Source organism: uncultured Sphingomonas sp. (assembly GCF_946477935.1).
Classification (GTDB): Bacteria; Pseudomonadota; Alphaproteobacteria; order Sphingomonadales; family Sphingomonadaceae; genus Sphingomonas.
This window is the reverse complement of sequence record NZ_CAMLAC010000017.1, coordinates 22,706-33,087: the sequence shown is the minus strand read 5'-3', so window position 1 is coordinate 33,087 and position 10,382 is coordinate 22,706. Positions and strand designations below refer to the sequence as shown.

Here is a 10,382-nt window from a genome sequence, read left to right as displayed (position 1 = left end):
GATGGTGGCGGAGGTGCCCGAAGGCGCGCTGGCCGGGGTGACCGCGGCACCGGGCCTGGCGATCGGCACCGTCGCGCTATGGCGGGCCGAGGACTTGCCCGTTCCCGCCGAGGGTGCCGGGATCGCCGCCGAGGAATCCTGTTTCGAGGCGGCACGGCGCGCACTGGCCGATGAGCTGGCGGCGCGCAGCGCGGCGGCGACCGGACCGGCCCGTGCGATCTTCGAGGCGCATGCCGCGATGCTCGCCGATCCCACATTGATCGAGGCGACCCTGGCGGGGATCGCACAGGGACAGAGCGCCGGCCATGCGTGGCGCGGGGCGATCCGTCCGCAGGCGGACGCCTTGCGCACAGGCGGCGACCGCCGGCTGGCCGAGCGGGCGGACGACATGCGCGATCTAGAGCGCCAGTTGATCGCGCGCCTGATGGGCGTGGAGGACACGCGCGCCGACCTCGCGCCGGGCACCATCCTGGTCGCCGACGATCTGTTGCCGTCGCAGTTGATGGGGCTGGACCTCGACCGGCTGGCCGGGTTGGCAGTGGAGCGGGGCGGGCCGACCTCGCACGTCGCGATCCTCGCCGCCTCGCGCGGGTTGCCGGCGCTGGTCGCGATCGGCGGGGGCCTGCGCGACGTGGCCGCGGGCACGCGCGTCGTGCTGGATGCCAGCGGCGGGCTGATCCATGTCGCGCCCTCGGCCGAAACGCTGGCGGATGCCGGGACGCGCATCGCCGAGGCACAGCGCCGCCGGGCCGATGCACTGGCGCGGGCCGGCGAGGATTGCCGGACGCGCGACGGCACGCGGATCGAACTGTTCGCCAATTGCGGGTCCGCCGACGATGCGCGCATCGCGGTGGCGAACGGGGCGGAGGGCTGTGGCCTGCTGCGCACCGAACTGCTGTTCCTGGAGCGCGACACCGCGCCCAGCCTGGACGAACAGGTCGCCGATTATCAGGCGGTGGCGACCGCGCTGGACGGCCGGCCGCTGATCGTGCGCCTGCTCGACATCGGTGGCGACAAACCGGCGCCCTATCTGCCGATCGGGCCGGAGGAGAATCCGGCGCTGGGCCTGCGCGGCATCCGCGTCGGCTTTGCGCATCCCGAGATCCTGGCGGACCAGATCCGCGCGATCCTGGCGGTCGAGCCGGTCGGCCAATGCCGGATCATGGTACCGATGATCGCGGGCGTCGACGAACTGCGCCGGGTGCGCGCGGTGCTGGACGGGATCGAGGCGGGCTCCCGCGTGCAACTGGGGGTGATGGTGGAAACGCCGGCCGCCGCGGTCACCGCCGACCTGCTGGCGCGCGAGGCCGATTTCCTGTCGATCGGCACCAACGACCTGACGCAATATGCGCTCGCCATGGACCGCGGCAATGCCAGCGTGGCCGGCGCGCTCGATGGATTGCACCCGGCCGTGCTGCGCCTGATCGGCGAGACGGTGAAGGGCGCGGACGTGCATGGCCGCTGGACCGGCGTATGCGGTGGCCTCGCCTCCGATCCGCTGGCGGTGCCGATCCTGGTCGGGCTGGGCGTGACCGAATTGTCCGCCGCACCCGCCGCGGTGCCCGAGATCAAGGCGCTGGTCGCGGCGCTCGACATGGAGGCGGTCCGCGCCCATGCGCGCGCCGCCCTCGCCTGCGCCACCGCCGCCGAGGTGCGCGCGCTGGCCCGCAAGTTCGAAGGGGAGTTGGGCGCATGAAGTCGATCCTGGGAGCGCTGCAGCCGCTGGGCCGCGCGTTGATGCTGCCGATCGCGACACTGCCCATCGCAGGGCTGTTGTTGCGGCTGGGCCAACCCGACCTGCTGGACATCGCGTTCGTCAGTGCCGCGGGCGATGCGATCTTTTCCCATCTGGGGCTGCTGTTCACGATCGGCGTGGCGACCGGGTTTGCCAAGGATGGCAATGGTGCGGCCGCAATGGGCGGGCTGGTCTGCTACCTCGTCGCGACGGCGGGCGCACAGGCATTGTTCGTGGTGCCACCCGATGTGCTGGCGAACGTGCCCGAGGCGCTGCGCGCGACGGTCGAGAAAGCGTGGAAGGCGGCCACGATCGCCAAGTTCGACGTGCCCGTCGGCATCGTCGCCGGGGCGATCGGCGGCAGCTTCTACAACCGCTTCTCCAACCTGAAGCTGCCCGATTATCTCGCCTTTTTCGGCGGGCGGCGGTTCGTGCCGATCGTGTCGGGGTTTGCGGGGCTTGGCCTCGCGCTGATCCTTGGCGTCAGCTATGCATGGATCAGCGCGGGCATGGATGCGCTGTCCGCGGGCGTCGTCGCGGCGGGTGGCGCCGGGCTGTTTGCCTTCGGCCTGCTCAACCGGCTGCTGCTGGTGACGGGGCTGCACCACATTCTGAACAACGTCGCCTATTTCTCGGTCGGCGAGTTCCAGGGCAAGACGGGTGACCTGACGCGCTTCTTCGCGGGTGATCCGACCGCGGGCGGGTTCATGAGCGGGTTCTTCCCCGTCATGATGTTCGGCCTGCCCGCCGCGTGCCTGGCGATGTATCACGAGGCGCTGCCGGAGCGGCGCAAGGCGGTGGGCGGCCTGTTGCTCAGTCTGGCGCTGACCTCGTTCCTGACCGGCGTGACCGAGCCGATCGAGTTCTCCTTCATGTTCCTCGCACCGGCCCTGTACGCCGTACACGCGGTGCTGACCGGATCGGCCGAGGCGGTGATGAACGCGCTGGGCGTGAAGCTGGGTTATGGCTTCTCCGCCGGGTTGTTCGACTATGCGCTGAACTTCGGCAAGGCGACCAGGCCGTTGATGCTGGTGCCCGTGGGGGCGGCCTATGCGCTCGCTTATTACGCGATCTTCCGCTTCGCGATCCGCCGCTTCGGATTGCAGACGCCGGGGCGTGAGCCGGTGACCGAAGGCGCGACGACGGCGGCCGCGCCGGTTGCCGCGGGCGAGCGCGGCACCGCCTTTGCACAGGCCCTGGGTGGCGCGGCGAACCTGAAGGATGTCGGCGCGTGCACGACGCGGCTGCGGCTGGTGGTGAACGACCAGGACGCGGTGGACGAGGCCGCGCTGAAGGCGCTGGGCGCGCGCGGGATCATCCGGCCGTCCGCCACCGCGCTGCAGGTGGTGGTGGGGCCAATCGCCGATACCGTCGCATCCGAGATCCGCGACGCGCTGGCGGCGGGGGGCGGTACGCTGTCCACCGGACCGGCGGTGGAAGCCGAGACCAAGGCGGTGCGGTTGACGCCGGCGCTGGTCGCGGCACTTGGCGGCAAGGTGGGCGCGGCCAGCGTCCATGCCGGGCGGGTGCGCGTCGAGGTTTCGGGCGCGGTGGATGACGCGGCCCTGGCGAAGCTGGGCGTGAAGGCGGTGGCGCGGCCGGCGACGGGCGTGGTGCACCTGCTGGGTGATGCGGCGCGGTTGGTCGAGGGTTAAGGGGTCAGCCCTCTCCCCATGGGGAAGATAGGGCGGCCCCTCACCCTCCCATCGCTCACGCGATAGGCCCCTCCCTCTCCCCGTGGGGGAGAGGGCATTTGGGCGTTACGAGACGTCCAGCGTCACCGGACCGGTGATGCCGGCGCCTTCCACCAGCAGCAGGATCGTGCGGCGGCCCTGGCCGGCGGGAACGCGTGCCGCCAGCGCGCCGGCGGCCGCGCTGTCCTTGGTCGCGAGGCGCTGGCCGTCGACATAGAGTTCGGCGCGGCCGGTGATCTCGCGAAAACGGAGCATGCCGCCTTCTGTCGCGATGCGCTTCCACGGCATGACGGTGATGCGCCAGGCGCGCCAGTTGCCTGCCGGATCGGGCCGGGCGCCGGTGCCTGCGCGAACAAACGCCCAGCTGTTATTGTCGCCATCGGGGGGCGCGGCGTCCGGGCCGGGCCTGGTTGCCGAGGCGGGGGAGCGGCGCCATTCGGTCAAGGCTTGGCCGCCGAAGCTTTCCGGCCACTGCGCCACCTCGGCCGCCGGGCGGCGTGCGATGACGAGGCGGGCGGGCGACAGGCCCTCCGCCTCGGCCCGCACGATCACGCGGCCTGCCCCCTTGTCGGCGCGGAGGATGATCTGGGCCAGGCCGTTGAACAGCGAGCGGGCATTGCCCTTTTCGGATTCGTGGCTGTTGGGATCGCCATTGCCGATGCCGATGATCTCGGCACACTCGACCGTGAAGCGGGTCGGCAGGTTGGCGGTGGGGACGTGCCGGCCCTTCGCATCGACCGCATCGATGGTGATCGCCTGCGCATCCTCGCCATCGCCGGCCATCACCGAGCGCGCGGGCGTCAGGCGGAGCGCAGCGGGGGTCCCGGCGGTCTCGTGCGCGGCAGTGGCGACGACGCGGCCGCCGCGCATCGCGATCGCCTCGATCCGGCCGGGGGCGTAGGGCACGCTCCAGACGTTGCCCATGATGCGGTCGACCTTTTGCGCGGGCAGGTCGCGACCGTTGACGCGCAGCGCCACCGTTTCCGCGTTGCTCGTCACGAACACGCGGATCGGCTTGCCATCCTTGCCGGGCCAGGTCCAGTGCGGTGCGATGGCGACGACCGGATGGGTATCGACCCAATGCGCGGCGTGGATGTCGGTCGCGGTCTTGGGAAAACCGCACAGGTCCATGATGCCGAAAAAGCTGGAAATGGTCGGCCAGGCATAGGGCGTCGGCTCCCCATGATAGTCGAAGCCGGTCCATACGAAGCCGCCCGCGACGAAGCGGCGCTCCATGATCTTCTTCCAGGTGCCGCGATGCGTATCCCCCCAGCTCGTCGCCTCGTCGTCATAGGAGGTGATGACGTGCGCCTTGGGATCGCTGTGGAAGGCACCGCGCGTCTCATAGGCGCTGGTATCCTCCGAACTGGTTAGCGGCCGATCGGGGAAGAGGCGGTGGAACTGGTCGTAATCGTTCTGGTAATAGTTGAAGCCGGTGACATCGACGACGCTGGACACGCTGTTCGGATCGAAGAAGGCGCCGTTCATCGCCGCGGTGACCGGGCGACTGTCATCCAGCGCCTTCACCTCATGCACCATGCGGCGGACCATCTCCACGCCGGCCTCGGTGCCCTGCATCGGCTCCTCGTTGAACACCGACCAGAGGATGATCGAGGGATGGTTGCGGTCGCGCCGGACCAGCCAGCGCAGTTGCTCCATATAATCGGGCGCGGGATTGAACTGGCGGTTCTCGTCCATGACGAGAAAGCCCATCGCATCGCACAGGTCGAGAAACTCGACCGACGGCGCGTTGTGCGAGCAGCGGATCGCGTTGCAGCCGATCGCCTTCAACCGTTCCAGCCGCCAGCGGTGCAGGCTGTCGGGGATGGCGGTGCCGACGCCGGCATGATCCTGATGCAGACACACGCCCTTCAGCTTCACGGGGCGGTCGTTGAGGAAAAAGCCTTCGGCCGCATCGAAGCGGATCGTGCGAAAGCCGACGGGAGTGCGGCGCTCGTCGACGGGCGCGCCATCCACCAGCATGCGGGTCACGACAGTGTAGAGCGTCGGCGTCTCGACCGACCACAGAACCGGGTTCGCCGCGTCCAGCGTCAGCGTCGCCGTCACGGTATCCAGCGGGGTAACGGTGGCCGGCACCTCGGCACGGGTGAGCGGACGGCCATCCGGGGCGAGCAGTTGCGCCTCGACCGTTACCGTGGCGGCCTGACGCGCGACATTGTTCAGCGTGACGGTAACGGGTACCTGCCAGCGCCCCGCCTCGTGCCGCGGATCGCAATGCACGCCGTCGGTCGCGATCGACACGGGCGCGCGGCGGACCAGCCAGGCATGGCGGTAGAGGCCCGCACCCTCATACCACCAGCCCTCCATCGCATTGGCATCGACGCGGATCGCGATCGTGTTCAGCTCCTCGCCAAAGCGGGCAAAGGGCGTCAGGTCGATATAGATGCTGTTATAGCCCGACCAGTTGTGCGCGACGGTGCTGCCGTTCAGCCAGATCGTCGCGTTGGTGGCGATGCCGTCGAAATGCAGCTCCAGCCGCTTGCCGCGATCGGCGGGGTCGAGCGCGAAGCGGCGGCGATACCAGCCGATGCCGCGCCGGCGATAGCCCTGCGAGATGTTGGCGCTTTCCTCGAAGGGCTGCGCGCTTGCCCAGTCGTGCGGCAGACGGATACGCGTCCAGTCGCTGTCGTCATGGTCGATCGCCGCGGCCCCCTGCGCATTGCCGGCCTTGACGCTGAGATAGGTGGCGTTGTGCGTGTCGAGCACCGGATTGGCGATGTCACCTTCGTGGAACAGCCAGCCGCGCTCCATCCGCGTCTTGCCGGCATCATGGACGGGCAGCGGCGGGGGCAGCGTGTTGCCGGGCGCCGGCATCGGCAGGGCGCCCCCCTGCCCCACCGTACGATCGCGCGGGGCAGCGTGGACGGGAAGCGCGGCAACGGCACCGGCGCTGGCGCCGGTCAGGAGGAGTTGACGGCGGTTCAAGAAAAAACTCCTCTGGCGTCGACCCTTACAGGTCGGACAGTTCAGCGACGAAATCGTAGGCGTCGCCGCGATAATAGGACCGGGTGAACTCGGCGGCGCGACCGTCGCGCAGGAAACCGCGACGCTCGATCAGCAGGCCGGGCTGGCCGGCATCGACACCCAGCATCCGTGCGTGTTCCGGACCGAAGGGCACCGCGCGCAGCCGCTGGAGCGCGCGCACCGGGCGGCTACCCGCCTGGTCGAGCGCGACATAAAGCGAGTCGCCGACCGCCTGGACCGAGGGCAGGCAATAGCCCGCGATGGTGGAGAATTCGAGCGCCATGGGCTGTTCATCGGCATAGCGGATGCGCTGGAAACGAAAGACCGGCGCGCCGGGCGACAGGCCGAGCGCCATCGACTCCTCCGGGCTGACCGTGCCGGCGGCGCGGCTGATCCATTCGCTGGACGCCGCTTTGCCGCGCGCGGCCATGTCCTCGGAAAAGGAGGAGAGCTTGGAGAAGCTTTTCTCGACGCGGCCCGCCACAAAGGTGCCGGCGCCGCGCCTTCGGGTCAGCAGACCATCCTCGACCAAGCCGCCGATCGCCTTGCGCACGGTGATGCGCGACACGTCATATTCGGTGGCAAGATCGCGTTCGGCGGGGATGGCGTCGCCCTGCACCAGCACGTCCCGGCCGATCGCCTCGCGGATCAGTTGCTGGAGTTGGAGGTAGAGCGGGGAAGGATTGCCATCGCGGAAGCGCCCCACCTCATCCGAAAATGCCATTCCCGTCTCCCTTTGTCCCTGCCGGCCTGATCGGCAGGTGTCGCGATCGTGATACGCCGCATCGAACATGGAGCCTATCGAATGCCGCGGCGTGGAACAACCATGCGGTACCTCCACAGGACCATTCCATTCCACGGCGAAGCTTCCGTACGATGCACATCCCATGGTCAAAACATGCTTTCAATGCCAATCACTTATCAGAACGTTTCTTTTTTAAGACGATTTAATGAATTTTCGTGGCGGATATGGTATATTTTGGTTATACCAATCCCGTGATTCCCGACCGAACACAGCCGGCGGGGGCGCCGCCAGCCATGCGGTGGTGAAAGCGGGGAGCAGCGCGGCTGGGCGCCTCTCCATGGAAGGGGAATGACGATGCGGTTGCGCAACTGGATCCTGATGACAACGGCCATGACCGGGCTGGCCGCCACCGCCGCACAAGGGCAGGACACACCGACGACACCGCCCAGCACCACCGCACCAAGCAACGCCGCATCCGATCAGGACGCGGCAGCGGCGGGCGAGGACGGCGAGATCGTCGTCACCGGCTATGCGCGCAGTCTGCGCCAGGCGATCGAGGTGAAGCGCAACGCGAACGCGGTGGTGGATGCGATCTCGGCCGAGGATATCGGCAAGTTCCCCGACCGCAACGTCGCCGAGTCCCTGGCGCATATCCCCGGCGTGTCGATCGATCGCCGTTTCGGCGAGGGTGAGAAGGTCGCCATTCTGGGCACCGATCCGGCCCTCAACCGCATGCTGCTCGACGGGCACGGTCTGGCCTCCGCCGACTGGGGCGGCAACGACAACGACCCCAGCAGCCGTACCTTCAACTATTCGCTGCTCGCCCCCGAACTGGTCGACCGGCTGGAGGTGTACAAGTCGCCGGAACCGCGGATCGAGGAAGGCAGCCTGGGCGGCACGGTGATCGTGCGTACCCGCCGGCCGCTGGAGCTGGAGGCCAATTCGATCTTCGCGTCGGGCGGCTATCTGTACAACGACCGCGCGGACAAGGGGAATATCCGCGGATCGGGCCTGTATAGCTGGCGCAACGACGCCGAAACGTTCGGCGTGCTGGTCGCGGCCACCTATGACAAGCAGAACATGGTGCGCGCCGGTGTCGAGTTCTTCGGCTATGACAATATCGCGCCCAATGCCGATGGCACGCGCAACAGCCCGTTCGTCAATCGCGACGCGACCACAGGCGCGCTGTCGCTGAAGAACCCGAACGCGACGATCAATGGCGGCACGATCCAGGATCTGTACCAGGCCGCATCGCCCTTCGGCATCAACTACGCCTATTTCCAGCAGCAGCGCCAGCGCGCCAGCGTCGCCGGCACGGTGCAGTATCGCCCGGCCGAAAACCTGACGCTGACGCTGAACGGCCTGCACATCGACGGCAACTACAACAACTACAGCCAGGCGATGTACACCATCCCCGGCGCGTGGACCGGCGACGTGCTGCAATCGGCGACGGTGTCGAACGGCGTGGTGACGCAGGCGAATTTCGGCGCGGCGAACAGCCAGAGCGCGCAGCTCGACACGCTGGTGCGCCGTACCAAGCTGAAGACCGACAATCTGAACTTCTTCGCCGACTGGGAGGGCGACGACGGCGCCAAGGTGTCCTTCGCCGGCGGCTGGAGCAAGGCGAAGGGTGGGCGCAATCCCGAATATCTGTTCAACGTGCAGACCCGGTTGCCGTTCAGCTACGCGATCACGCCGACCACGGCCGAGGTCAATTTCACCGGCGACCTGACCAACCCGGCGAACTACTTCACCAACCCGAACAACAACCCGGCGCAGATCGAGGGGCGGCCGGTGATCGTGAACGGTGCGCAACTGATCGCCGCGCAGATCGGCGGGCTGGATTACAGCGTGACCACCGACCGCGACATCTTCGGCGGCTTCGACGGCACGGTGCCGCTGGGCGGCGTGTTCAGCGAACTGTTGATCGGCGCGCGCGTGACCGATCACGTCAACCGCATCGATGCGCGCGGCATCAACACCTACAAGACCAGTTCGCAAACCGCCGCGCAGCTCGGCGTCACCACGGGCGTCACGCCCGGCGGCGTCTTCGACGGCAGCGGCGGATCGGGCAGCGCGACGCAGTTCCTGAACCTGCCCGAGCAGTCGGTGATCGACATCCTTGCCAATTCGATCAACAGCCCGCTGGTCACCAAGATCGGCGCATCGACGCGCGTGAAGGAAACGGTTGCCGCCTCCTATGTCCAGTTGAACTTCGATCAGGGCGGCCTGCGCGGTAATATCGGCGGGCGGCTGGTTTATACGCGCGACGTGTCCAACTATGCGACGACGCTCAGCAACGTGGTCAATCCCCAGCCGGTGCCGACGCGCGTGTCGACCGACTATCTGAAGTTCCTGCCCAGCGTGAACCTGATCTACACGATCACGCCGGAAGTGATCGTGCGCGGCTCGGTGGCCAAGGTGATCTCGCGCCCGCGCTACCAGGACCTGGCGGCGGCGACCTCGCTCAACGACGTGACGCTGGACGGCGGCGGCGGCAACCCGAACCTGCGGCCGTACCAGTCGACCAATTATGAAATCACCGCCGAATGGTATCCGCGCGCGGGTGCGCTGCTGTCGCTGGAGCTGTTCCGCCGCGACATCGACAACTATATCATCAACACCCGGACCAACGCGATCTACTTCAACGCGCTGCGCAACCAGTTGACGACCTATAACGTCAACCAGCCGATCAACGGCGGCAAGGCGAAGGTGAACGGCGTGCTGGTGAACGGTCAGGCCGAAATCTGGGGCGGGTTCGGTCTGCAGGCGAACTATTCGTACCAGGACAGCAGCACCTCGACGGTCGCGGGCATCAACGGCGCGCTGAACCTGCCCTATCTGTCGAAGCATACCGTGAACGTGATCCCCTATTTCGAAAGCGGACCGTTCCAGGCGCGGGTCAGCTACAATTATCGCTCCTCCTATTTCCGCACGATCGGGCGGTTGGGATCGGAAGAGATGGTGGCGCCGTACAGCCAGCTCGACGCATCGGCTTCGCTCAACCTGACCAAGAACATCACGCTGACGGTCAACGCCCAGAACCTGCTGGACGAGACCTATCTGCAATATAGCGGCACGCGCGACCGGCCTTCGGCCTTCTACAAGAACGGGCGCACCTTCGTCGGCAGCGTATCGTTCCGCCTGTAATCCGTCAGACTTAACCTGTTGGGCCGGTCGCGTTTTTCATGACGCGGCCGGCCTTGGTTTTTTTGGGTCAGGG

Annotated in this window: 5 protein-coding genes; 3 read left to right on the top strand and 2 right to left on the bottom strand. The window is 67.6% G+C overall.

The annotated features are described in order from the left end of the window. Both ptsP and nagE read left to right on the top strand, forming a co-directional pair. Positions 1-1,696, top strand: a 1,696-nt coding sequence (gene ptsP / locus Q0U08_RS03635) for a phosphoenolpyruvate--protein phosphotransferase (RefSeq protein ID WP_298089788.1), incomplete at its 5' end; no start/stop codon positions are given. Further along, entirely contained in the window at positions 1,693-3,390 is a 1,698-nt protein-coding gene (gene nagE, locus Q0U08_RS03630) for an N-acetylglucosamine-specific PTS transporter subunit IIBC (protein WP_298089787.1), read from the top strand. The genes ptsP and nagE, both read left to right, overlap by 4 nt. Before the next feature lie 105 nt (positions 3,391-3,495). Here the strand turns inward: nagE and galA are convergent, their stop codons facing one another. Both galA and Q0U08_RS03620 read right to left on the bottom strand, forming a co-directional pair. After that, entirely contained in the window at positions 3,496-6,375 is a 2,880-nt protein-coding gene (gene galA, locus Q0U08_RS03625; protein WP_298089786.1) for a beta-galactosidase GalA, read from the bottom strand. A gap of 25 nt (positions 6,376-6,400) precedes the next feature. Further along, a complete protein-coding gene (locus Q0U08_RS03620) occupies positions 6,401-7,138 on the bottom strand; it encodes a GntR family transcriptional regulator (protein ID WP_298089785.1) in 738 nt (245 codons plus the stop codon). A gap of 369 nt (positions 7,139-7,507) precedes the next feature. Here Q0U08_RS03620 and Q0U08_RS03615 point away from each other — a divergent pair, with 369 nt between their 5' ends. Then, the gene (locus tag Q0U08_RS03615) at positions 7,508-10,309 is read left to right on the top strand and encodes a TonB-dependent receptor (protein WP_298089784.1); all 2,802 of its coding nucleotides are present in this window, start codon (positions 7,508-7,510) and stop codon (positions 10,307-10,309) included. Positions 10,310-10,382: the final 73 nt, after the last annotated feature.

Excerpts from the sequence above, each read along its gene's own strand:
- nagE (WP_298089787.1), top strand. The coding sequence starts at position 1,693 with ATGAAGTCGATCCTGGGAGCGCTGCAGCCGCTGGGCCGCGCGTTGATG.
- Q0U08_RS03620 (WP_298089785.1), bottom strand. The coding sequence starts at position 7,138 with ATGGCATTTTCGGATGAGGTGGGGCGCTTCCGCGATGGCAATCCTTCC.
- Q0U08_RS03615 (WP_298089784.1), top strand. The coding sequence starts at position 7,508 with ATGACGATGCGGTTGCGCAACTGGATCCTGATGACAACGGCCATGACC.